The organism is Congregibacter variabilis, assembly GCF_045689235.1.
GTDB classification, from domain to species: Bacteria; Pseudomonadota; Gammaproteobacteria; order Pseudomonadales; family Halieaceae; genus Congregibacter; species Congregibacter variabilis.
Genome location: NZ_CP136864.1, coordinates 1,058,419 through 1,083,170, shown reverse-complemented (window position 1 = coordinate 1,083,170; position 24,752 = coordinate 1,058,419). Strand labels below are relative to the sequence as shown.

Below are 24,752 nucleotides of genomic sequence, written 5' to 3'. Positions count from 1 at the left end.
GACCTGAATCAAGAAACCCGGAGTCGACGAATGCTGGCGCTAGGGTTCTTCTGCGCGTCGCAGCACCGCGGGTTTGACCTGCACCGACTCGTTGCCGCTCGTTAGCCACAACTCGCCATCAGAAATTGTGCATTGCAGGGCCAGCCCCGGTGCCGCCAATGCAGCCAACTCTGTAAGTTCGCTGTCAGTCACACTGTAGACCGACAAATTGTCAAAGCGCGCCAGAGCGTCTGCATTTTTGTCCCACCAGACCTTAAACGCACGTTCGCCGTAGGCGTACAGCAGGACGTTTTGCGCGCGACCGCTGGCTTTTCGCAGACGGCTTGGATCCGGCGTTCCCAGTTCAATCCAAAGCTCAATGGCGTCTGTCAGATCTTTTATCCATAGGTCCGGCTCATCATCGGTGCTGATACCCCGTCCAAACTGCAGCTGCTCATGTGCGTGTAGGGCAAACACCGCTACCCGCAACATCATGCGCGCGTCGGTTTCCGAGGGATGCCTTGCGACGGCTAAAGCGAAATCTCCGTATATATTGCGATCAAGATCAGCAACGTTTAGCTTGACCTTAAAGACCGTGGATTTGAGTGCCATGCAGTTTGTGCTCGGTTTCGCGGTGGTCACCCAGTGTACGTTGCTCATGTCGGGCCAGTAACTTTTTTGCTACTGACATTAAGATTTTTGTGGCACCAGGGGCCCAGTTAGTTCACGATATGCGGATTGGTCTTCAGCTTGATTGGAGACAGGTTTTGTTTATTTTGTCGGCACCATACCCACTTCTTTCTAATTTGGTCCGCACACTGCGCTGTGCTGGTGTTTGATTGGCGTTTACCAGTGCCAACGGCGCAAATTACCGCATCTCAAATTGAGCAGTACTAACGTGAACGATACGGCACAGTCCTACATTTTGACTTTCTCATGTCCCGACTCCATCGGCGTAGTCGCACGCTACTCAAATTTATTCTACGAGTGCGGTATTAACATCACCGAGATTTCTAACTATACGGACCCTGTCACCAATACGTTTTTTCTTCGCTGCGTGTTCGATGTGAGCGCTATGAGCTGCAGTTTTGAGCAATTCGAAGCGCGTTTGCAGCCGGTGGTTGAAGATTTACGCATGGAATATAGCTTGCGATGCCTCACATCCTTGCCAAAAGTTGTGGTCGCGGTCTCACGCTACGACCACTGTCTGACGGCACTGCTGACCAAACTGCGTGCAGGGGCCTTACCTGTGGATATTGTTGCGGTGATCAGTAACCATGAGGACTGTCGTGCGCTGAGCGAGTGGCATAACGTCCCGTTTTACTACCTGCCCATTACCAAGGAAACCAAGTCCGCTCAGGAGCAGAAGCTTCTTGCGGTGCTTGACGACTGCGAAGCGGATCTTTTGGTGCTTGCGCGGTATATGCAGATACTCTCTGATGATCTTTGTACACGACTTGCGGGCCGTGCCATCAATATTCATCATTCTTTTCTGCCCGGTTTTAAGGGCGCTAAGCCTTATCATCAAGCCTACGATCGGGGCGTAAAGGTGATCGGCGCTACGGCGCATTATGTGACCGCTGACTTGGATGAGGGGCCGATTATCGCGCAGGAAGTGCGCGCCATCGATCATGAGATATCGGTAGAGCAGATGGTGCATTTAGGTCACGACACCGAAGCAACGGCGCTGTCTCAGGCGGTGCGTCTGCACTGCGAGCAACGCGTCGTACTCAATGGTCAGCGAACCGTTATTCTTTAAACTTTTGGAGTTTTCATGAGCGCATCAATCATCGACGGTAAAGCAGCGGCCCAGGCTCTGCGCGAGCGGCTGGCCATCGAAGTGTCCCGTATCGACGCTGAGCACAGCTGGGTGCCTGGTCTAGCGGTGGTATTGCTAGGAGAAGATCCTGCGAGTCAGGTGTATGTGCGTAACAAGGGTAAGCAAACGGCTGAGGCAGGCATGCGTAGCTTTGAGCATAAGCTGCCCGCCAGCACTAGCGAGCGTGAGTTGCTTGATTTGGTACGAAGCTTAAATGTTGATGAGACCGTCAATGGCATTCTTGTGCAGCTGCCACTTCCCGCGCATATCGATGCCCAGCTTGTCATAGAAACTATTGACCCCGCTAAAGATGTTGACGGATTTCATCCTATGAACACCGGTGGTTTATCTAATGGCGATCCCACCGCCGTGGTCCCCTGTACACCACTGGGCTGCATCATGATGTTACGCGAGCAGTTTCCCGAGGGCATGGCGGGACAGAATGCGGTGGTAGTCGGTCGTAGCAATATTGTTGGTAAGCCCATGGCGCAATTACTCATCGCCGAGAGTTGCACGGTCACCGTGGCACATTCCAAAACCCGGGATCTTCCGGCGCTTTGCCAGACTGCGGATATTTTGGTGGCAGCGGTGGGGCGGCCAGAGATGGTGCGCGGAGACTGGGTCAAAGAGGGCGCTGTGGTGATTGATGTGGGAATCAATCGCGTAGAAGTTGAAGGTCAGGAAAAGGCCCGTCTGGTGGGTGATGTGGCTTTTGCCGAAGCCGTCGAAAGAGCGCGGGCGATCACGCCGGTTCCCGGCGGAGTAGGGCCCATGACTATCGCGTGTTTGCTACGTAATACCGTGGTCGCTGCCTGTCGACAACACCGGGTGGTGTGCGAACTGGCTTGATTTTGTGGCGCGCAGCTATGCGCTTCCCAGTAGTTCAGTTATGCCGATCAACACAAGCCAGATGCCAAAGAAGCGTTTAAGCTTGATGGTGTTCATGGCCAGGGCGAGTTGTCTTGCAATCACTGCGCCGATGATGGCGCCGGGTCCTGCGAACATAATCACCGACCAATCCGCAGACTCGCCCATGATGAGTTGCTCGGGGGCTGCGCTCCAGACCGTAATGGCGGAGAGCACCACCGCGACCGCTACCGCAAGTTTTACATCGTAACGCCGAAGAATCAGATAAAAGGCCACAAACTCGCCCACGCCCACAGAGAGCCAGGCGGTGACGATGCCCCCCATAAAAGCTATAGGTCCCAGTGCAAGAAGATCGCTGCGACGCAAGCGCTCTTGAAAGACAGTATCTTGTTTGCGACTGACCAGAATTATGGCCACGCCCAGCAGCAGCGAAAACACGGCAAAGCTAGTTACGGTTTCTGCCGGTGGCGATATCTGCAAGAGATTGACGGTCCACAGTCCTAGAACCGAGAACGGCACGCTCAAAAATAGGCTCGGTAAGAACGCGGCCCAGTGACCTTGCTGGCGATGCGTTTTTTGATAGTGGCGACTCCAGGCAATTGCACCGGTGGTCATGCCAAAACATTGAATCCCAAAGCTGGTAGCAACAGATTGCGGGCTCGTAAATCCCAGCTCATGAAACACAGGAATAAATACCACGCCGCCGCCTGCGCCCGTGGCGTTGGCGAAGATAGCGCCTATGATGCCGACAAAGACAAAACCGGCTTGTTTTGCCAGGGGCCATAGCTCACCCATGGTAGTGACGGTGGTCTCCGCCTGACTAGCGGCAGCCCAAGCAAGTGATAAAAGCACAAGGATCGGGGCGCGGGCGCCAGCCATCCTCATAGAGTCGAGTGCATGGATCGATCTGTATCTGGCAATAGCCGGTGCGCTCAGGGGGACTCTGGGAAGGCTTTGAGCACTTCGCGCAGCAAATCCCAGCGATTGAAGCCCTGCTTACCGTAGTCCAGGCCGCGGCGGACGATCACAAGATCGTGCTCTGGATCGACAATGACGTACTGACCACGGTTGCCTGCGGTGCTATACGCACCCGCGGGGACCTCATCTTTACGATCATCGGGTACCAGCCACCATTGCGCGCCGTAGTCGTTGCCGCGCCGCGCGCTGGCCGGCGCCGGTGCTCGGGAGAAGCTGATCCATTCTTTGGAAATCAAGCGTTCACCGTTCCATATACCGTTGTTCAAATAGAGCAGACCAAAGCGGCCCAGATCGCGAGCGTTGGTGTACACCTGGCTGCTAAGTATGAAGTCCCCAAATCGGTCCGTGGATAACAATGTGTTGCGCATGCCGATACGATCCAGCAGGCGTTTCCGAGGAAATTCGCGGTAAGCTTTTTCGTTGGGAAGTGTGTCCTTGAAAGCTTTGATCGCAAGTAGCGTGTCGTAATTCTCATATTCCCAGTAGCTGCCCGGCTCGCGTATCAGTCCGCGATTTCTGGCTCCGTCGACCGAGCTCGCGCCTGCCCAATAGGCAAGTCCGGACCCCGTGGCGTACTCCATGTTGAAGCTGTCTACGGGGTAAAGGCCGCTGGACATGTTGAGCAGGTGGCGCAGGGTGATGGCTTTTCTGGGATCTTTCCCCCCAGACACCGCCGGAAGCCAGTCGATGGCCAGCGGCGCGTCTAAGGACATTTTTCCGTCATCAACCTGCATACCTATAAGCGTGGCGCCGATGCTTTTTGCCGTGGACCAGGTGCGGGTGCGAGTGCTTTGATCAATACCGTCTGCATAGCGTTCGTGAATGATTTTGCCTTGGTATATGACAAGCAGACTGAGGGTGTCTTGCTCATCCGTGGCTCGATCAAAAGTCCAGTTGGAAGCTTGCTGAAGGGCGTCGGCATTGAGCGTGGCTGGAATGGGCATGTCAGCGTTGGCATCGCCTTGAGGCCAGGGGAGCGTCCCCGGGTCGGTCTTTGGGTAAGGCAGTTCAAGCTTGGGAAGCTTGTCGACATCGGACAAAGACAAGTGGGGCGCCATCACCACGCAGCCGATACCCTGGCGGAAGGCTGAGATGACCGCAGGCCCATGGGCATCGCCGCCCACGCTCACGGCCTGCTCTCTCGGAAACACGGTGTAAGGCCCGCCGCTGGCATCCCCCAGAACATTCTCTCCCAGATAGGCGAGTTCCTGTTGGAACACCTGCTTAAGGTTCCGGCGCGATGTGTAAAGACCGTTGCAGGTCAGCAGGGACTGGACGCCATTGCGAATCAGCTGACGGTTCGCCGAAAAGTAGTCATAGCTTTTTTCATCGGCGACTGTTGCTGTGCTCATAACGACGAGTAAAAGTGCTGGCAAAAGCTTTGGCATTACGCGTTTTCCTGGTCGGTAAAATCGTGACTATACACAAGGGGACGCCTGGCGTGGCAATCCGCGCTAGACTCACAACAAGACTCAATACGGCGGAAAATTGCTCATGCGCATAATAGTAGGAACGCTTCTGTGTGGCTGCATAGCGATGGGTGCAAATGCTCAGATCGATCCAACCCAGAGTGAGGCGGGCGTTTCTGAATTCATAGAGCCGCTGCGTTATGTACACGATCACGAGCCTATCGGAAACGTACGGCAGATCTATGACGGGGCGCTGTTCCCGGATGAGCAGGTGAGGACCTTTCGAAATATTCATCGATTGTTTCCGACTCGCATCGTTGCTGCGGGTGATAAGCCTTATCCACTGCCGGAAGCCGAAACCTCGCTGCAGAATTTTCAGTTTGAGTCCCGGGGAAGAAGCTGGGATCTCTACGACTACTTATCTTTAAATCGCGTTGCCGGAATTTTGGTGATAAATGCTGACGAGGTCGTGTTCGAGCGCTATTTCTTTGGCAACGGGCCCAAGACCAGGTGGATGTCTATGTCCGTTGTTAAGTCCATGGTCGCGACGCTTGTGGGCGCGGCAATTCATGATGGCTACATTGAGTCTGTTGATGATCCATTGACGCGCTATTTACCACAGTTTGTCGGCAGTGCTTATGACGGTGTGACCGTGCACCATTTGCTACAGATGGCCTCGGGTGTCGCCTGGAACGAGACATACACCGACCCCACCTCGGATAGACGGGCAATGTTGGAGGCACAGATCGGCCAGAAGCCCGGTGGGATTCTCGATCTGATGGCGAGTCTTTCGCGTGCCGCAGAACCCGGATCGCGGTGGAATTACAGTACGGGAGAAACGCAGGTGGTCGGTGCCCTGGTCGCTGCCGCCACCGATATGCCTGTCGCTGATTACTTGTCGCAAACGATTTGGCGGCCCTTTGGTATGGAGTCCGACGCGAGTTGGTGGCTTGATTCAGTGGACGGTCTGGAGATTGGCGGCAGCGGATTATCGGCAACGCTTCGCGACTATGCCCGCTTTGGTCTGTACATGCTGAATGAGGGGCGAATCAACGGCGTGGAGACGTTGCCCACAGGCTGGGTGAGCGCGGCCACTAGCGTAAAACAGATCGCGGGGGAAACCGTTGACTACGGCTATATGTGGTGGCCGCTTGATGACGGGGCGTATTCAGCCATCGGCATTTTTGGGCAATTTGTCTACGTGCATCCAGACAGTCGCACGGTGATTGCCATGTGGGGAGCCCAGCCAAAGCCGGTGGGAACGGATGTGATTGATGAGTATGATTTTTTTAACGCCATTGTGAGAGAGCTTCAGGGCGCGCAAAGCACTAGAATGGCCGCTCACACCACATCCACGCTCGCAGAATAAATCGGGAGATACTTTGACTAGGGGAGACAGCCTTACCTACGGGACCCGCGATACGGTGACGGGGGGTGCGCTTGCCTCGTCGACCGATGACGATCAGCAGTCAGCGCTGAAAGGCGCCCAGATTCTCGCCAAGTGCCTGGTTGCTGAGGGGGTCGATACCCTGTTTGGATACCCGGGCGGAGCCAATCTTGAGATCTTTGATGTGCTGCCGCAATTTGGCATTCGCTGTGTGCGCACCGAGCACGAGCAGGGCGCCGTGCATGCTGCCCAGGGCTATGCGCGGGTTACCGGGCGCCCGGGCGTCTGTCTCGCCACCTCTGGCCCCGGCGCCACCAATCTGGTGACCGGGATTGCTGATGCCAACAGCGACTCCACACCCTTGGTTGCGATTACCGGAAACGTTCCTTCGCACCTACTGGGCAGAAATGCTTTTCAGGAGGTGGATATTGTCTCGGTGACCGAGGCGATCACCAAACGTAATTATCTGGTCAAACGTGTGGGTGATATTCCAGAGGTGGTTCGAGAGGCATTCGCTCTGGCAGGTGGCAATCGTCCGGGCCCGGTTTTGATCGACATCCCGAAAGACATTCAGCAGCAGTACCCCAAAGATCCTGATGGTAACTATGTAATCCCGCGCATTCCTGCGGTAATCGACGCCCCTGAACCGACCATGTCGGGTATGGAGCCGGCTCAGTTAGAGGAGTGCATTCGTCTAATTCGCGAAAGCGAGCGTCCGGTGATTTATGCCGGCGGCGGAATTAGTGTTGCACAGGGCGAAGCGACCTTGCTGGCCTTTGCGCAAAAGGCGCAGATCCCTGTGACCTGGACGATCATGGGGGTGGGCTGTTTTCCGCCAGATCATCCGCTTTCGCTGGATGTCTTGGGTATGCATGGTGCGAAGTATGCGAACCGGGCGATTTACGAGGCCGATCTGGTGCTCGCGTTGGGCGTGCGCTTTGACGATCGCGTGACCGGGAACGTCGCTGAGTTTGCCAAACACGCCCGCATCGTACATGTGGATATAGATCGCAGTGAGCTCAACAAAAACAAGACCGTTACCTTGCCGATAAGGGCTGATCTTAAACCTGCGCTTGCACAAATGCTGGATGCCTGCGAGACAGTGACAAGCCGAGCTTGGGTAGCCACTGTTAATGACTGGAAGGTGCGGTACCCCTATCCCGAGTCAAATTCTCAGGGATTGAAGCCACAACATGTTATTCGTGCGCTGTGCGATGCCACCTCAGGTGAGGCGATAGTGTCGCTGGGAGTAGGGCAGCATCAGATGTGGGCCATGCAGTTTTATCGGTCCACACAATCGCGCTCATTTTTGAGTTCCTCGGGTTTTGGCACCATGGGTTACGGATTACCCGCCGCCATTGGCGCCAAAGTGGCTGCTCCCGATCGCCAGGTCATTGATATCGATGGTGACGGTTCTCTCAATATGACCATTCATGAGTTGTCGACCTGCCATCGCTATGGCATCGGTGTAAAGACCGTGGTGATCAACAATCAATGGCTCGGTATGGTGCGCCAGTGGCAGGACATGATTTATGACGCGCACCGAGCAGGCTCAGATTTGTCGGACCCCATGGCCGTCAAGGCCGCCGACGATAAGGATATTTACCCCGATTTTTTGAGCATCGCCAAGGGTTACCGGGTGACGGCAGAACGCGTGCGTAACGCCGAGGATTTACCCGCGGCTATTGCTCGCATGCTGGCCGACCCGCAGGAACCTTACCTATTGGATGTGATCGTGGAGGCGGAGGAGAATGTCTATCCCATGATTCCTGCTGGTGGAAGCTATCGGGACATCATCATGAGCGCTGACGATCTGGCAGAAAGTGACTCCAGCGCTCAGGGCAGCAATATCTAGAACTTTCATCAAATCACCCCTCGCTGAGCTTCAAGGTCAAAAAGTGGTCTTTTTACCACTGGGGAACTTTTTCAGAACTCTGTAACATCCTTGTCAACTTTCGGCCGTACTCTGGCCAAGAATCTATCATCTCACCCCCTTTCGGAGGCTTTTTCCGTGAAGAAAACCCTTACTCAGGTATTTGTTCGTAAAGCACTGGTCAGTGCGATTGCTGGTGCGTCTATAGTGGCCGGCGCCACGCTGGCAGTTCCTGCCTATGCACAGGAAACCAGCGCGGCGGTTCGAGGCGTAGTTAGTGATGCCAGTGGCCAGCCAATTTCTGGTGCCGAAGTTGAGATAAAGAGCCTTGCAACGGGCGTAAGCAAGCGCGCGACCACAGATGGCACAGGCAGCTACTTTATACGTCAGCTTCCGGCTGGTGTGGAATACAGCATTTCTGTTACGGCTCAGGGTGAAGGCACAGCGCGCACAGAACGTTTCCCATTGACTGTGGGTGAGTCTGCGCAAATGGACTATCGCCTGGGCAGCAGCCTCGAAGAAGTTGTGGTCATGGGGCGTTCTATCAGCGTAGCCGACACAGCCATTGGACCGACTGCCGTATTTGACGCTAAGGCTCTTCAGGATTCTCCAGCGATCAACCGAAACATCAATGATGTTATTGGACAGGATCCGCGTATCTATATTGACCAGTCCGGTACCGCCGATGCGATTCAATGTAATGGCGCAAACCCGCGGTTTAACAGCCTGACCCTCGACGGCGTACGTTTGAACGACGGCTTTGGTCTTAACTCGAACGGCTACCCTACGCAGCGTATGCCGTTCCCCTTCGACGCAGTATCCAGCGTCGCCGTAGAGATGGCCCCCATGAGTGTTGTTTACGGCGGCTTCTCTGCTTGTAATATCAATGCGGTCACCAAATCTGGTGGGAACGAGCTGTTCGGCTCGGTGTTCATGGATTACACCAGTGATGCCATGCAGGGCGATTCGCTCGAAGGTGAGAGCGTAGAAGTGCCCGACTATGACGAGACGCGTTACGGCTTCGAAGTTGGCGGTGCGCTGATTAAAGACAAGTTGTTCTTCTATGGCGCGTACGAAAAGTACGAAGGCGTGGACTTTAACAACCGCGGCGCGATCGGGTCGGGTGCAATTAATGAAGTTCAGGTGACACAGGCAGAGCTTGATGAGATTCGCCAGATAGCTAACGACGTGTACGGCTACGCACCCGGTACCAGCTCGCCGGGCACCTTCGATTTTGAAGACGAAAAGTACATTGCAAAGTTGGACTGGTACGCGACTGATACCCAGCGCGTAGCGGTGACATACAACTACAACGAATCTTTCAACGTCACCGAGTCAGATGGTGATTTGAACGAGTTTGAGTTCGCCGATCACTTCTATAATCGTGGTGCTGAGTTAGAGACCATCATTGCTAGCCTTTATTCGGATTGGACGCCTAATTTCTCGACCGAGTTGCGTGTAGCACGCACCGATGTTGATTTTCTTCAGGCGCCCCGGGCCGGTAACGACTTTGGTGAGATCCGAGTTGAGTTAGAAAACGTTGATGTGTATTTCGGTGGTGACGACAGCCGTCATGCAAACGAGCTCAACTACACTATTGATCAGCTCGTGTTCCGCGGCCGCTATCAGCTGGGCGCTCACACTATTACTGGTGGTATCGAGCGTGAAGAGTACGACATTTTCAACCTCTTCTATCAGCACGTAGATACAGAGATCCGTTTCGATGGCATCGATAATCTCCGCAATGGATTGGCGGATCGCGTCTACTACGGTAACGCACTGTCCAACAATCAGGACGATATTGCTGAGTCTTTCAGCTATGCCATCAACTACCTCTACTTGCAGGATGAGTGGCAGGTCAACGACAAGTTAACAATGACCTTCGGTCTTCGCTACGACCGTTACGAGACCAGTGACGCGCCTAACCTGAACCAGAATTTCCAGGATAGCTACGGTTTTGGAAACAACGCCACACTCGATGGTCGTGATCTGATTCAGCCGCGCTTCGGTGTGGCCTATGAGTTCTCCGAAGATGTTTCGCTCCGCGCAGGTGTCGGCTTGTTCTCGGGCGGTAACCCGAACGTCTGGCTGTCCAATACCTACAGCAACACTTCAACTACGGCAGTGCAGGCTCGGATCAATGGCGTCGATCTTTTTTCACAGAACTACGTGAACTGTGAAGAGGGTGTTCCCACAGGTCCAGGTTACTGTGTGCCACAGGATATAGCGGACATTGTATCTGCAGGCGACGGTAGCAACTTCGAGATTGTATACCTTGATCCTGACTTTGAAGTTCCCAGCGAGTGGAAGTACACCGCAGGCGTGACCTGGTATGCGCCCATGGATTGGACGGTTACTGCGGATCTGCAAATTAGTCGCGGCCAAGACACCGCGATCTACAAGCGCGGCGATCTTGAGCGGGTAGGTACTAACGATCTGGGTTACCCGATCTATGACAGCGTGCGCGATCCCTCGTTCGTATTGACGAATTCGAAGAATGGAAATGAGTCAGAGTCCCTGTCCTTTAGCGGTTTCAAGAGCTGGGATAACGGTCTCGATCTGCGCGTTGGCTACGCTTGGACACAGGCAGAAGACGTGAACCCCATGGGTTCATCGGTTGCCTTCTCCAACTATATTTTCCGAGCCTTTGAAGATCCCCAGGCAGAAACACTGGGAACATCCGACTGGCAGATCGAGCACCGGGTTACTGCGGTACTTAACTACACCGCTGACTTCTTTAATGGCTACGAGACGCGTGTTTCTCTGTTCGGTCAGTGGAACTCTGGACTTCCCTACAGCTTAACGCTGGACGGGGGCGCAGGTACTATCGGCGCTTACGGCTTCCAGCCGTTTCTCGACTTTGAGCCAAACGTACTGCCTGTCGGTGGCGAGCGTAATAGTGAGACCGGTTCATCCTTTGGCAAGGTCGACATGCGGATTACGCAGGAGTTGCCCGGATTTAGCCCGGAGCATCGCGGCAGCCTGTTTGTCGTCGTGGATAACCTGACTAACCTCATCAACGATGAGTGGGGCGTTTTTCGTCAGCCCAATCGTCCGGGTGTTACCCAAGCCGATCTGGATAACGGTGCTTCACAGCAGCGTGTAGGTGGAACCTCGCTATGGAGTATGCGTGTAGGGGTTAACTACAGCTTCTAATACCGAACGAGCCTCGAAGCCCCGGCGTCGCAAGACCTCGGGGCTTTTTTGTCACTTTCATTTGAAGTTGTGCGGATCTCGTGCAGCTAATGCGCTCTGTTATGCTCCGCGCTTTATTATCAGGCTATCTGTATGAGTAGTTCCGCCTTTACCACCCTCCCGCTTGCTCCGGCGCAACTCGAGGCCTTGACCGCCTTGGGCTACGAGAGCATGACACCGGTACAGGCTCAGAGCTTACCGCTGGTTCTTCAGGGCAAGGACGTTATCGCGCGCGCGCGCACGGGCAGCGGCAAGACCGCAGCCTTTGGTATTGGTCTGCTGCAAACAATCAATCCGCGCTTTTTTGGGGTGCAGGCTTTGGTACTTTGTCCCACCCGGGAGTTAGCAGAGCAGGTATCCAGCGAGCTGCGTCGCCTGGCCAGTCGTATGGCCAATATCAAGCTGGTAACGCTGTGCGGAGGTAAGCCCTTTGGTCCACAGGTGGGTTCTTTAGAGCACGGCGCGCATATCGTGGTGGGTACCCCTGGACGCATTCAGGACCACTTGCAACGAAAGACTCTGAAGCTTGATGGTCTTAAGGTGCTAGTGCTTGATGAGGCTGATCGCATGTTAGATATGGGTTTTGCCGACAGCATGGAGAGCATTATTAGCGAGACACCCAGGTCGCGCCAGACGCTGCTTTTCTCTGCGACTTACCCCGAAAACATTCGCAAGATGAGCGCCTCGATTCAGCGCAGTCCCATCATGGTGACCGTTGACGAAGACGTGGGCCATGCAGAGGAAGTCATTGAACAGCTGTTCTTTGAAGTGCAGAAACATGAGCGCAACACCACCTTGCTGGCCCTCTTTGAGCACTATCAGCCGGCAAATACCGTGGTGTTTTGTAACACCAAAAAGCAGTGTGATGAGGTCGCCAGCGTGCTGCGCGAGTATGACATCGAGGCTCGTGCTATTCACGGTGACCTTGAGCAGCGAGAGCGAGATCAGGTGCTGGTGCAGTTCAGCAATAATAGCTGTCCGGTACTGGTGGCTACCGACGTGGCTGCCCGGGGTCTGGATATCAAGTCTCTTGCCATGGTCATCAACTATGAGTTGCCCCGGGACCCTGATGTGTACGTGCACCGTATTGGACGTACCGGAAGGGCGGGGGAGACCGGTCTTGCCATGAGTATTGTGATTCCGTCGGAGACCCAGCGCATTCGTAAGATCGAGGAGTTTCAGAAGCAGCCCTGCGCCTGTGACACGCTTCCGTCGCTGGATCGCAACCCGAACTACTTTCTCAAGGCACCTATGGTGACCATTCAGTTGGACGCTGGACGCAAACAAAAGCTGCGTCCGGGCGATATTCTGGGTGCTCTGACCGGTGATGCAGGACTTGTGGGAACGCAGATTGGCAAAATCTCCATTTTCGATCAATGGAGCTTTGTGGCACTGGAGCGTGATGCGCTGCGCCAGGCTATGAGTTATCTGGCTAACGGCAAGATCAAGGGCCGGAGTATTCGTGTCCGTAAAGTGCGCTGAAGCCGCAGTGGAGTTACAGGCTTCGCACTGGTGCTGCCCTTGCCTCAGCTACCGATGGGTAGCGGCGCGGCCTGTTTGACTGTCAGCAGACTAAAGCTTGACTCAATCCCCTTAACACCCGGGAAGCGCAGAATTCCCTGCATGGCAATTTCCGAGAAATGGTCCATGCTCTGAGCGACTACTTTTAACAGGTAGTCATAGGCCCCACTCATGGCGTGGCACTCGATGATATGCCGCTCTGAGGCCACCTGTTCAAGGAAGGCCTGTGTTTTTTGGTCATCATGCTTCTCCAGCTGAACCTGAACAAATGCGGTGACCTGCAGGCCTACCCGCCGCTGGTCGATGGTGGCGCTGTAACCGCTGATAACACCTTGCTCTTCCAGTGCACGGACGCGGCGCAGGCACGGAGATTCAGATAGGCCAACGGCCTGGGCCAACTCTACGTTGGACATGCGGCCCTCCTGCTGAAGGGCTTCCAGAATGCGGCGCTCGGTGCGATCCAGCATCAACGACATAAAGTTGCTCATTTTGTTTGATATTAGACATATTGTTGCTAATTTATCTTATTCAAGGCAACAAAAAGAAGGAATCTTTCTCTGTATAGTCTGTAGTCTTGTCACTCTAAATTACTGTTAATCAATGGTCGGAGACGGTACATGCCTGATTTATTCGAAAACCCCATGGGGCTTGATGGCTTTGAGTTTGTAGAGTTCGCGGCGCTGGAGCATGGCGTGCTGGAGCCTACCTTTGAAATGATGGGCTTTTCTTTGGTAGCTAAGCATCGCACCAAGAATGTGGATCTTTGGCGTCAGGGCGGCATTAATTTCATCATCAACTACGAGAAGTTTTCGCCGGCTTATTACTACGCTGAAGAGCATGGCCCCAGTGCTTGTGGAATGGCATTTCGAGTGCGGGACGCCGCCCATGCCTACAAGCGGGCCCTGGAGCTTGGCGCTCAGCCCATCGATATTCCCTGCGGTCCTATGGAGCTCAAGATGCCGGCGATTCGCGGAATCGGCGGCGCGATCCTGTATCTCATCGACCGTTATGAAGATGGAACGGCAATTTACGATATCGACTTTGAATACCTTGAGGGCGTCGATCGTCGGCCCGAGGGCTGCGGTTTTGAGCTTATCGATCACCTCACACATAACGTCTATCGCGGGCGCATGGATTATTGGGCCAACTTTTACGAAAAGCTTTTTAACTTCCGCGAAGTCCGTTTCTTCGACATTAAGGGTGAGTACACGGGACTTAAGTCACGAGCGATGAGTGCGCCTGATGGCAAGATTCGCATCCCCCTTAATGAAGAGGGAGGAGCTGGTGGCGAGGGACAGATTGAAGAGTTCCTTATGAAGTACAACGGCGAAGGCATCCAGCACATCGCCTTTGCCTGTGATGACCTGCTTGGCTGCTGGGATCGGCTGAAAGCCCGCGGCTTACCCTTCATGACTGCTCCGCCGGAGACTTACTACGATATGTTGGAGGGGCGCCTTCCGGGACACGGCGAGCCAGTGGATGAGCTCAAGGCCCGGGGTATCTTGCTCGATGGCAACACCGACGGCGAACCCCGTCTGCTGCTGCAGATCTTCTCGGAGACCTTGATCGGTCCCATCTTCTTTGAATTTATTCAACGCAAAGAAGATGAAGGCTTTGGTGAGGGCAACTTCCAGGCGCTGTTTGAGTCCATGGAGCGCGATCAAATGCGTCGTGGGGCTCTTGCGGCCGACGATGCTGCATAGTCATTAGGAAGCGATAATCGCTAGGGATTTGCGCTTCGCTGATAGTGGTCGTCCAGCAGCTCTCTCACCAGTGGATTATCAAAGCGTCGCTTTAGGGTGATGGCATAAAAGCTCTCGGTCAAAACATCGAAGTGCTTTGCCTCCACTAGCAGGCCGCTGTCCAGTTCGTCGCGCACAACAATAGGCGGAACGACAGCGATACCATGATCGGCTCTGGCCAAGAGTCTGATCATGGCCATATCGTCAACCTCGGCAACGATCTTGGGTTGTATGCCGCTACGGTCCAGCCAGGCGTCAAAGTTGTTGCGGATACTGCTTGCCTCTGAGGGCAGAATCAGTGGTTGAGTGCTCAACAGTTCCTTGATGTCGGCATCTGCGCTTACCCGCGATGGGCTGCCGACGATGCTTACCGGTTGCTCTGCAATAAGATGCGTGAGCCAGGGAATATCATGACTTACCGCCGGTGGTGTGTTCACCAGAAGCACATCCAGCTGAAGATCTTCGAGTTCCTTTAGCAGCACAGAAAACCCGTCAGAGCGGACAACGATGTCCAAATCGTCTCTTGTCAGCAGAGGTGATAAGAAGCTGACCTGAAAGTTTCGCGAGAGCGTTGCCATGGCGCCAATACGAATCACCTTACTGGCCCGGGCGTCGATCCCGCGCATACTTCCCAGCAGGTCAGCGCCCGCGGTGAATATCGTATCGGCGTAGTCAAGAGCGACTCGGCCTGCTTCGTTCAGAACCAGCTGTCTGCCCTTACGATCAAAGAGCGTATGCCCCAATTGCTCCTCGAGCTTCTGGATCTGTACCGACAGCGCCGGCGTGCTGATGTGCAGTACCTCGGACGCGCGCGTAAGGCTGCCTTCATGAGCTACAGTCCAAAAATACTTTAAATGCTTAAAATTCAGTTGCATAGAGAAGTTTCTTAAAATAAAAATAACTAGTATTAGTTAATTTTATATTAACCAAACAGTTAAAACATTCTATTTTTTTATCTTCTCTGGTTTGCGTAGAGTGCACCGCGTCATCCTACTGAGCTTACCGGCCATGAGTATTTCTGTCGCAACATTCTCGGCAAGACCGACAGACATGTTACTAGCAGTGTTGCTCATGTCGTTACCCCTCATCTGGTTAGCCAGCGCTGTATGGTGTCGTGCGGGGGCTGATTATCGACAGCTAACGGCCCGCAGGCTAAGTCTTACCGGCGGTATTGGCGCCATGCTCATTGCTCTGGCTTCAGTGGCGTTTCTGGTTCTCAACGGCCCTACAACGCTCGCTGTGCCTGGTGTGCTTGGCAAAGTGTTCTCGGTACGTGTAGACGCGGTAAGCGTGGCCATGACGGTCCTGGTGAGCTTTGTGGGCCTGGTTGTAGTGCGCTTTAGCCACAGCTATCTGATGGGAGACTCCCGACAAGCCGACTTCCTTCGCTACCTCATGCAAACGCTGGCTGCGGTCACGGTGCTGGTCATGGCCGGGAACGTTGTACTGCTGCTGGTGGGGTGGGTCTGTATGAGCCTGTCCTTGCATCGCCTTCTGGTGTTCTATCCCGATCGTCCCCGAGCGCAGCTGGCCGCGCGCAAAAAATTCATCATCGCCCGCAGTGGCGATGTTGTGCTGGCGCTGGCTGTCGTGTTGTTGGTCAGAGCAACCGGATCCACAGACATCGCCTCTATTGCCAGCCTAGTGCAGGGAGAGGAGGGTTTGTCCCTGACAGCCCCGGCTCTATTGCTGGTTCTCGCTGCGCTCCTGAAATCCGCTCAGTTTCCTACCCATGGCTGGATCGCCGAGGTCATGGAAGCACCGACACCGGTATCGGCGCTATTGCATGCAGGTATTGTTAACGCTGGAGGCTTTTTGATCATTCGCTTCGCCGATGTGATCTCCGCCAGCGGCCCAGCATTGTATGCCTTGCTAATCGTAGGAGGTGTAACAGCCCTGTTTGGATCATTGGTGATGATGACCCAGCGAAGCGTTAAGGGCGCTCTGGCTTACTCCACGGTGGCACAGATGGGTTTCATGTTGCTTCAGTGCGGCCTTGGCGCGTTTTCCTCAGCGATGCTGCACATTGTTGCGCACTCGCTGTACAAGGCGCACGCCTTCCTTTCTTCGGGCAGTGTGGTGGATGTAGCACGCGGCAATGGCTTTCAGGCCAACGCAGCCCCGGTGAGAGCATCACTTATGCTGCTTTGCCTGTTTATTGCAGGCGCGATTTTTGCCGTCTGGAGCACCGTCCTGGGTATCACTGTCGCGACGAAGCCGGCGATTGTTGGCCTCGGCGCTATTTTGGTTTTTGCTGCAATGCACTTGGTGATTCAATCCAGTCGTGGGCAGCGCTCAGTCCTGGTGATTGTGCGGGCGAGTTTCGCCGCTGCCCTGGTTGCAGGCCTGTATTTCACGCTGCAGGCCCTTGCAGTAATAACGTTTGAAAACAGCGTCCCTGCCGCCGGCAGTCTCGATTCTGTTCAGCTCACCCTCATGGTCTTGATGCTCGTCACCTTTGGCGCAGTAACGGTCATTCAGTGGTATCTCCCGTCGGCACGCAACAGCGCTCGCTGGCAAGCATTTTGGGTGCATCTTTCTAACGGATTTTACGTAAACCAGATTTTTAACCAATTGATCGCTGTGCCGAGGGTAAGCGGCGAGCCCCAGCGTTGATTTACTCGAGGATACTTTCATGACGGCAAAAAAAAGCGCCACGGTCAGCACCTTTCCGGGTAATCGTGCTCCTGAAAGTAGCGCGATTCGCGCGGCGATCTCACAGTCGGTAAAGCGCGTAGCACCTCTATGGTCCCTGGACCACTTTGTTGCGGTAAATCCCTTTTTGGGATTCACCGATGAGCGTTTTGAGCATGCCGCCCGCCGGGTGTCCCTGGCTTGTGATGCGCAACTGCTGATGCCCAGAAGTTACTATCGAGAAGCACTGGAAAGTGGCCGTATGCAGGAGCGGGACCTTATCGCCGCTCTCGCCCAGAGCTCCCATGCAGGCGAAGTTACTCTTGAGACCGTGCTCGAGGGGCTTGAAGAGGATCGAGGTAGTCAGTCGGCTCTGGCAACCTGTGCGGATATCGCAGCCCATATCAGCGATCGTGATTGGCCAGCTTTAGTGGTGGAGCGCGTGTCTCATTGGGCATCGGGCTACTTTGATGCAGGGCAGGCTAGCTGGCCTTCGCCGTTTAGCGATCTTCGGCCTTACCAGGCTTGGCGTCGAGAGATGAGCATAGATTGCACGGATGCCGTTATGGGTCTGAGCAGTGCTCAGGAAACCTTCGCGGCATTGCCCGAGTCGCCGGAAGAGCTTTGTGAATATGCGCTGACTAAGCTGGCTGTTCCCGAGGCCTTGCTGGATCTCTATCTTCACCGGCTGCTCAGTAGCATTGGCGGTTGGGTGGCTTATGCGCGTTACCAAAGTTGGGGGCAGGAATTGGCCGGGGAATCGCCCAAGTGGGTTGTGGATCTTCTGGCGATTCGTCTGTCCTGGGAGCTTGTGCTTATGCAGGAGTTTGCCCAAAGCGGGGCTGAGCTCGCCTGGCGCAGGGCGGTGCTTTCCCAGGTGCCCAGCGCGGATATTGAGCGTCCACTGAACGAGGACGAAGTGATTGATCAGATTGCCCAGGAGGCATTTGAGCTTGCCTGGCAGCGAGATGCCATAAACGCTCTGGCGGCGAATGAGACAGACTCACTGCAAAAGCGCGGGCGTCCTTCAGCCCAAGCGGTTTTTTGCATCGACGTACGTTCGGAGGTCCTGCGTCGAGCTATGGAGAATGCGGGCGATGATTTGGAGACTCTGGGCTTTGCCGGTTTCTTTGGTCTGCCTATTGAGTATCAGGCATTGGCGGGAGAAGGGGGGGAGGCTCACTGCCCCGTGCTGCTGTCACCGGCCATCGCGGTGCAGGAGTCTCTTCGCGGGCAGCCGATAGAAATGACCAATCGCCTGTCACGTCGTATTCGTTTGCGTCGTCACCTGAGCAATGGGTGGCGGGCGTTCAAGAATTCTGCCGTTTCCTGTTTTGTATTTGTAGAAAGTTACGGACTGGCCTATGCGTTCAAACTTGCAGCGCACACGCTGGGCCTGTCTCGCCCGGAGCCTCTTCCGGCACACCGGGGGCTGCCACCGAACCTTGCACGGGATCTTGGGCCGCAGTTAGCGTCGGTGGACGGAATCGGCGGGGGTATTGGTATTGAAAGCCAGATGGACTTTGCCGAGTCCATGCTGCGGGGCATGTCCCTGACTGAAGGTTTTGCCCGGCTGATCATGCTCGCCGGACACGGTTCCTCAAGCACCAATAATGCACACGGAACGGGCCTTGATTGCGGCGCCTGTGGTGGCCAGACGGGGGAGGCCAGCGCGCGTCTGGCGGCGATGATTTTGAATAACCCCCCGGTGCGAAAAGGTATCAGGAGTCGGGGGATTGATATCCCGCAAGACACGGTTTTCGTCGCCGCTTTACACAACACCACGACTGACGTCGTGGAGCTCTTTGACCTTTCGTCTGTGCCTGCATCTCATGCACCGGATCTTGATGGCTTACAGGCCCAACTATTGGATGCAGGCGAGCGTGCGCGCAATGAGCGCAGTAAGCTACTGGCCTTTGCGCCGGGTACAGATCCGCTGGCGGGTATGTTGACCAAGAGTCGTGACTGGAGCGAGGTAAGACCCGAATGGGGGTTGGCCGGCTGCGCAGGCTTTATCGCTGCTCCGCGCTCTATCACCCGGAATATCGATTTGCAGGGACGTTCATTCCTGCACTCCTATGACTATCGCCAGGATCCGGACTTTAGCGTTCTGGAACTGATAATGACCGCGCCAATGGTCGTGGCCAGTTGGATTAACCTGCAATATTACGGGTCTACCGTCGACAATAACGCATTCGGTAGCGGGAATAAGACGTTGCATAACGTTGTAGGGGGTAGCCTCGGTGTCTTTGAGGGCAACGGGGGAGATCTTCGTGTGGGGCTGCCCCTGCAGTCGGTGCACGATGGAGCCAGCTTCGTTCACGAACCCCGTCGTTTATCAGTGTTCCTTGCAGCACCTATATCGGCGATTAACCGCATTCTCGATAAGCATGAGCAATTACGGCAGCTTGTAGATAACGGCTGGCTCCGATTATTTGCTGTCTACGATGACGGCAAAGTGGTAGCGCGCTACAGTGGCAGCATGCAGTGGGAGTCGGCAAATGCCCGCGACACAGAATCAGCGCCTACGGAGGCCTAAAATTGAAGCAATTTCGAGATATTCTGGTATACGCGGAGTCTGATAACCAGGCCTGTCTCGAGCAGGTTGTAGCAGTGGCACGGGCGCATGGCGCGGCGATTACCGTCTGTGAAATTGTTGAGCCCGCGCCGGAAATTCAGGACAACCGTGGCGTCATTGAGCGTCTCAGCAAGTTGCGTTGGAATCGTGCATTCCAGCGATTGCGTCGGATTTGTGATTTGTTTGCGACGCATACGGTGATCGACTATTCAGTCTTCACTGGTGTGCCTTTTGTGACAATTACCGAGCAGGTGGTACAGCAGGACTTTGATCTGGTGGTGCATATCAGCGAGCCGGTGCAGGTCGCCAGTGGCATAGGTCTGAATGCCACCGGCATGCACTTGATGCGAAAATGTCCCTGCACTGTCTGGGCGCTACATCCCGAGCGGGCAACTCACAGCAATGATGTTGTCTTGGCACTTGATAGAGAGCTTGCCAGTGGCACACGCGCCGCAGAAGCTTTTGCGATGACCCTCGCTGAGTCTGCATTGGGTCTTGCACAGACGCGCGGTGGCAATGTTCACGTCATACACGCCTGGTTACCCTATGGTGCAGAGTTGCTGGATGACGCGGATTTGGATCTGAGTGACGGTGAGCGCCAGGTGTATTTCCAGCAGCAACGAAGCGATAGCGAGCAGTGGTTCAAACGCGTTGTTCAGCGTATTGAGAGTGTTGCTGATGATCCCCTGAGAGTAAAAGCCCATCTTGTAGAGAGTGCTGCGGTTCCTGCGGTGGAGCGCATGGTGGAAGAGACCAACGCGGGAATGTTGGTGTTGGGGACAGTTGGTACGTCGGCCAATCCCGGTGTTCTCATCGGTGCCACCACAGAATCTATTCTCGCGGGGATCGGCACGCCTGTGCTCGCTCTCAAGCCCCCGGGGTTTGTGTCGCCTCTGATGCTTGCCCGCCAATCCTGAGATCACCCGTTGGGGATTCCTTGCAAGGCTGTGCGAAACTACTGCGGTTGAGCCTTGAGGAGGGAAGCAGTTGGATATCACCGTAGTGAGTTCTCGTGTTGAAGCGCTCAAAGAAGCTCTACAAGGCACTTTGGCTCAGCGCATCCCCGAGGATGTCTCGTTTTGTTATTACTCGGATATCAAAAGTCTTGATGAAAAAGGCCTCTGTGCCGAGATCGCTCTGGGGGCTCCGGATGTTCTTGCCCCCTTGTTGGAACACATGCCTAACTTGCGTTGGTTGCAGTCCACCTGGGCCGGCGTGACACCGTTTTTTGAAGTGCCTCGGCGCGATTATGTGCTCACGGGCGTGAAAGATATTTTTGGGGCAAGTATGAGCGAGTATGCCCTTGGCTGGGTGCTTGCCATAGAGCGTTCGGTGCTTGCGCATGCTAATGCGCGGCAATGGAACTTTCGCATTGATCGAGGTCTGTCAGAACTGCGTGTGGGCGTGGCCGGTGTCGGCAGTATTGGTACCGCCGTGGCAGCTGCGTTCTCAGACTTTGTTAAAGAGGTTCGCGGGCTCAATAGCAACGGCCGACTGGTGGAAGGGTGCAGTGCCTGCTTTGCAACAGTCAATCGTCAGGAGTTTGCTCAGGCGCTTGATGTGCTGATTATGATCCTGCCCGACACGCCTGCCACCGATGGTTTGGTTGACGCACATATGCTCGGCAAACTGGCTCCTGGTGCCATCGTTATCAATGTCGGGCGGGCTAATGCGCTGGATCTGCCTGCAGCACTCAATGCTCTGGGATCAGGCCAACTGCGTGCGCTGGTGTTGGATGTGCTCGACAAAGAGCCCCTTGCTGATGATGACCCGCTGTGGAGTACCGCCGGTGTTTACATTACGTCGCATACCGCAGCGCCCACCCCCATGGAGAGTATCGCCGGTGTGTTCCTTGATAACCTGCAGAGGTACCGCAAGGGTGAAGCACTAGACGGAGTCATTGACTTCGAGCGGGGATATTAAAATCCTCAAGCAGCGGTTTTTAATGTCGATCGCCCAGTCGACGACCGCGACGATTCTCGCGACGATTTGCTTCCCCGTTAGCACCGTAAAGCTGCGTTTGTAGCCCTATTCCCATGCGGCGATCATCATCATCGCTTCTGCGGCGATCCGGGTGATGAATAAAACTGCATTGGCAGTCGGGACTTTTGCAGCCACTTACCGGCAGCGAGGGCGCCGCAGATTTTAAGTAGCGAAGATTGGACATTTCAAAGGCAGTGGAACATGAATTACTCGAGGGCTTTACCGAGACTGCGGCATAAGGCCCCAGGGGTTCACGCACAGTGCGTCGTTTGCTCGCGAGTTTCTTGCCTTGTCGATGCTTATCGCGTCCGGCTTTACCGCTGTCCCGCTGCCTTAGCATAAGCGCGGCCAGCGCAGCGAGGGCGGTGACGATGCCAATAACTATTAACACCATAGCTTTGGTTCCCTGTACATCGCCATCCTCTTACCGCATTGGATTGTCTATAGGCTAATTCCCTAAACTCTTGATTCACACTCTCCCTGTGGAAGAGTGTGATCCGGTTCACAGTTTTATCGATTACGTCCCAGGCGCTCGTGAGCGTCAACCCACTCGTTCTGGCGCGTCTTCTTGTCCACTCGTGTTGCCGCTCCCAAGGAAAGCTCGCCGGCTACAACCAGCGCCGCGGCAATCTCCGCCAGCTTCAAGGCTTTGCCCTGGCCATGGCAATCCATGATCTTAAGACACTCACGCTGCGTCGGTAGATTGGTGCCACCGCCATAGCTGGCAACAATCAAGGCAGGCAGGGTGACCGAAAAATGATAATCACCTTCCCGTGTTACCCGGTTGTAGGTCGTGCACTGGTTGGATTCACCAATGTTCGCGATGTCCTGACCGGTGGCCAGATAAAGCGCGGCCAGGCCGTTGGCCGGGTGCGCAGCGTTGTTAGAGGAGTTGGTCAAAAAGGAAGCAATCGTTGTGATCCCTTGGCCGTAGTGCATCGCCTCAGGCGTGATACGCAGATTACGCTCCAGGACTTCTCGCGGCACAGTGATTTCTGCTGTCACGCGCTTGCCGCGGTTTTTCAGCATATTCACTGACGATGTGCGCTTTTCTGTATCGAAGTTACCTGACAGCAAATAGTTCTTGAGCGCCGGGTAGTTCTCACGGATCCACTCACAGGCGACAAACGTGGCGCGACTGGTCATGTTTTGTCCGGCGGCATCTCCGGTGCTGTAGTCGAAGCGCGTGTATACAAAGTTGTGCGCGCAGTAGTGCTCGATCTCGTCGAGCTTACCCACCGAGGTGGTGCTTTCAGCCACGGCTTTGATCTGCGGGAAGTTCTCGACCAGCCACTGCTCAAAATCTCTGGCATCGCGTGAATTGCGAAACACGAAGCACGGTGCCCGCTGCATTGCCTGACCTACCACTGTTGTCAACACGCCGCCGGATTCCCGGATAACCTTCATTCCCCGGTTGTAGCTGGCCAACATGGTGCCCTCTACCGTCGCCATGGGCACATAAAACTCGCCTTTTGCGTGTTCGCCGTTGACCAGTAGTGGGCCGGCCAAGCCAATGGGAACCTGCACAACACCGAACATGTTTTCGATATTGCCAGCCATTTCCTGAGGGTCAAAAGAATATTGTTTGGTGTGCTCAAGCTCTGCGCCGGTCGTCTCTTCAATGAAGCGTTGACGCTTGGCGATAATCTCGGCGCTGTAGTCGTCGCCACCGTCTCTGGGGATGGATTTGCTCATAGTCGTGTCTCCGCAAGAAAGGCGGCTAAACTACGTAACCAGAGCGCCAAGGTCAATTCTGAAAGACAGGGATTTGAGGTTGCCGTGGTGTGGGATTTGATCATTCAGCGTTGAAGTGACCATTAAGAGGCTCGAGTCGTGATGAGGCAGCACAGTAATAATTTTGTCGTTTTAATGGGTATATGCCTGGTCTTACTGCTCATACCCCGTCTGAGTTTCGCTACAACTTTAGAGCAAGCGCTGTCTCAGGACCCGCCCCACGATGTCCAATACCCGGCTTCGGTGATTGAGTTGGCTATTCCCAGCGGTGGCTCGCGCATGCCAGCGCACATGTATCTTGCGGTGGGGCCGGGGCCCCACCCGACGGTGGTGTTACAGCATGGTCTTCCGGGTAATGAGAGGAATCTGGATATTGCCCAGGCTCTGCGGCGCTTCGGCTTTAATACCTTGTATTTTCATTATCGTGGCGCCTGGGGCGCTGAGGGCCAGTATCGCTTTAGTCAGCTTCCTGTGGATACCCTGGCGGTGCTGGACTTTCTCCGAGAAGAGAAAAACGCGCTGTCTCTGCGCGTAGATCGAAATGCTTTGTCGGTGCTGGGCCACTCCCTGGGCGGTTACGCAGCTCTGGCCACGGGAGCCCGGGATGCACAGTTACGTTGTGTTATGGCTCTGTCGCCGGCAAACCTGGGCCTGTGGCAGGCAGACATTGCTAAAGGGGATGGAGCCATCAGTTCGCGCCTAAAAGCCTATGCTGATGAGCTGTATATGCTGCAAGGTTTTAGCTCAGAGCGCATGGAAGAAGAGTTGGCCTTTGCTGACGCCTCTCTTTGGGAAAACAGTGGTTTTGCTGCGGGTTTGCAGGGTAAGGCGGTCTTGATGCTGGTGGGTCAGCAGGATCAAGTTACTCCAGCGGTAACAATGTTTGAGCCTGTGGTAGAAGCCTATGAAAAGTTTGCCCGAATTGATCTCACCGCAAAAGTGATTCCCGGCGATCATTCCTTTTCCTGGAGCCGTATGCGGCTGACTCGAGAAGTTCTGGGGTGGTCAGACGCGCATTGTCGTGGTGACAGTCAAGCACAGCAATGAACAGCG

General features: G+C 54.9%; 19 protein-coding genes. 12 read left to right on the top strand and 7 right to left on the bottom strand.

Annotation, left to right across the window (positions count from 1 at the left end):
* Positions 1–39: 39 nt before the first annotated feature.
* On the bottom strand, positions 40–639 hold the full coding sequence (locus R0135_RS04875; RefSeq protein ID WP_407349129.1) for a YaeQ family protein: 600 nt from the start codon (positions 637–639) through the stop codon (positions 40–42).
* A 238-nt stretch (positions 640–877) separates the two neighbouring features.
* On the opposite strand from R0135_RS04875, the gene purU reads away from it, so the two are divergent.
* Both purU and folD read left to right on the top strand, forming a co-directional pair.
* A complete protein-coding gene (gene purU / locus R0135_RS04870) occupies positions 878–1,738 on the top strand; it encodes a formyltetrahydrofolate deformylase (RefSeq protein WP_407349128.1) in 861 nt (286 codons plus the stop codon).
* A 15-nt stretch (positions 1,739–1,753) separates the two neighbouring features.
* Entirely contained in the window at positions 1,754–2,647 is an 894-nt protein-coding gene (gene folD, locus R0135_RS04865; protein WP_407349127.1) for a bifunctional methylenetetrahydrofolate dehydrogenase/methenyltetrahydrofolate cyclohydrolase FolD, read from the top strand.
* 15 nt (positions 2,648–2,662) lie between these two features.
* Here folD and R0135_RS04860 read toward each other — a convergent pair whose 3' ends face one another.
* Positions 2,663–3,460, bottom strand: coding sequence for a sulfite exporter TauE/SafE family protein (locus R0135_RS04860; protein ID WP_407349126.1), 798 nt, complete (start codon positions 3,458–3,460; stop codon positions 2,663–2,665).
* 137 nt (positions 3,461–3,597) lie between these two features.
* Complete coding sequence (locus R0135_RS04855; protein ID WP_407349125.1) at positions 3,598–5,031, bottom strand: serine hydrolase domain-containing protein; 1,434 nt, start codon at positions 5,029–5,031, stop codon at positions 3,598–3,600.
* 106 nt (positions 5,032–5,137) lie between these two features.
* Between R0135_RS04855 and R0135_RS04850 the strand changes: the two genes are divergently transcribed.
* The 4 genes from R0135_RS04850 (at position 5,138) to dbpA (ending at position 12,989) form a co-directional block, all read left to right on the top strand.
* Positions 5,138–6,421 carry a serine hydrolase domain-containing protein gene (locus R0135_RS04850; protein WP_407349124.1) on the top strand — a complete coding sequence of 428 codons (1,284 nt, stop codon included), beginning with the start codon at positions 5,138–5,140 and terminating at the stop codon, positions 6,419–6,421.
* A 13-nt stretch (positions 6,422–6,434) separates the two neighbouring features.
* Entirely contained in the window at positions 6,435–8,294 is a 1,860-nt protein-coding gene (gene ilvB, locus R0135_RS04845; RefSeq protein ID WP_407349123.1) for a biosynthetic-type acetolactate synthase large subunit, read from the top strand.
* A 156-nt stretch (positions 8,295–8,450) separates the two neighbouring features.
* Entirely contained in the window at positions 8,451–11,468 is a 3,018-nt protein-coding gene (locus tag R0135_RS04840; protein ID WP_407349122.1) for a TonB-dependent receptor domain-containing protein, read from the top strand.
* Between the two features lie 132 nt (positions 11,469–11,600).
* Complete coding sequence (gene dbpA / locus R0135_RS04835; protein WP_407349121.1) at positions 11,601–12,989, top strand: ATP-dependent RNA helicase DbpA; 1,389 nt, start codon at positions 11,601–11,603, stop codon at positions 12,987–12,989.
* 44 nt (positions 12,990–13,033) lie between these two features.
* Here the strand turns inward: dbpA and R0135_RS04830 are convergent, their stop codons facing one another.
* Positions 13,034–13,504 carry an Lrp/AsnC family transcriptional regulator gene (locus R0135_RS04830; RefSeq protein WP_407349120.1) on the bottom strand — a complete coding sequence of 157 codons (471 nt, stop codon included), beginning with the start codon at positions 13,502–13,504 and terminating at the stop codon, positions 13,034–13,036.
* Between the two features lie 141 nt (positions 13,505–13,645).
* Here R0135_RS04830 and hppD point away from each other — a divergent pair, with 141 nt between their 5' ends.
* Positions 13,646–14,731, top strand: coding sequence for a 4-hydroxyphenylpyruvate dioxygenase (gene hppD, locus R0135_RS04825; protein ID WP_407349119.1), 1,086 nt, complete (start codon positions 13,646–13,648; stop codon positions 14,729–14,731).
* Between the two features lie 20 nt (positions 14,732–14,751).
* Here the strand turns inward: hppD and R0135_RS04820 are convergent, their stop codons facing one another.
* On the bottom strand, positions 14,752–15,645 hold the full coding sequence (locus R0135_RS04820) for a LysR family transcriptional regulator (protein ID WP_407349118.1): 894 nt from the start codon (positions 15,643–15,645) through the stop codon (positions 14,752–14,754).
* A 196-nt stretch (positions 15,646–15,841) separates the two neighbouring features.
* Here R0135_RS04820 and R0135_RS04815 point away from each other — a divergent pair, with 196 nt between their 5' ends.
* The 4 genes from R0135_RS04815 (at position 15,842) to R0135_RS04800 (ending at position 21,905) form a co-directional block, all read left to right on the top strand.
* Positions 15,842–17,386 carry an NADH-quinone oxidoreductase subunit L gene (locus R0135_RS04815; RefSeq protein ID WP_407349117.1) on the top strand — a complete coding sequence of 515 codons (1,545 nt, stop codon included), beginning with the start codon at positions 15,842–15,844 and terminating at the stop codon, positions 17,384–17,386.
* Positions 17,387–17,405: 19 nt separating this feature from the next.
* Entirely contained in the window at positions 17,406–19,943 is a 2,538-nt protein-coding gene (locus tag R0135_RS04810) for a YbcC family protein (RefSeq protein ID WP_407349116.1), read from the top strand.
* Between the two features lie 2 nt (positions 19,944–19,945).
* Positions 19,946–20,899 carry a universal stress protein gene (locus R0135_RS04805; RefSeq protein ID WP_407349115.1) on the top strand — a complete coding sequence of 318 codons (954 nt, stop codon included), beginning with the start codon at positions 19,946–19,948 and terminating at the stop codon, positions 20,897–20,899.
* Between the two features lie 70 nt (positions 20,900–20,969).
* The gene (locus R0135_RS04800) at positions 20,970–21,905 is read left to right on the top strand and encodes an NAD(P)-dependent oxidoreductase (protein WP_407349114.1); all 936 of its coding nucleotides are present in this window, start codon (positions 20,970–20,972) and stop codon (positions 21,903–21,905) included.
* Between the two features lie 19 nt (positions 21,906–21,924).
* Here the strand turns inward: R0135_RS04800 and R0135_RS04795 are convergent, their stop codons facing one another.
* Complete coding sequence (locus tag R0135_RS04795) at positions 21,925–22,359, bottom strand: hypothetical protein (protein WP_407349113.1); 435 nt, start codon at positions 22,357–22,359, stop codon at positions 21,925–21,927.
* Positions 22,360–22,475: 116 nt separating this feature from the next.
* Complete coding sequence (locus R0135_RS04790) at positions 22,476–23,660, bottom strand: hydroxymethylglutaryl-CoA reductase (RefSeq protein WP_407349112.1); 1,185 nt, start codon at positions 23,658–23,660, stop codon at positions 22,476–22,478.
* A gap of 141 nt (positions 23,661–23,801) precedes the next feature.
* Here R0135_RS04790 and R0135_RS04785 point away from each other — a divergent pair, with 141 nt between their 5' ends.
* Positions 23,802–24,746, top strand: a complete 945-nt coding sequence (locus R0135_RS04785) for an alpha/beta hydrolase family protein (RefSeq protein ID WP_407349111.1) — start codon at positions 23,802–23,804, stop codon at positions 24,744–24,746.
* Positions 24,747–24,752 lie beyond the last annotated feature (6 nt).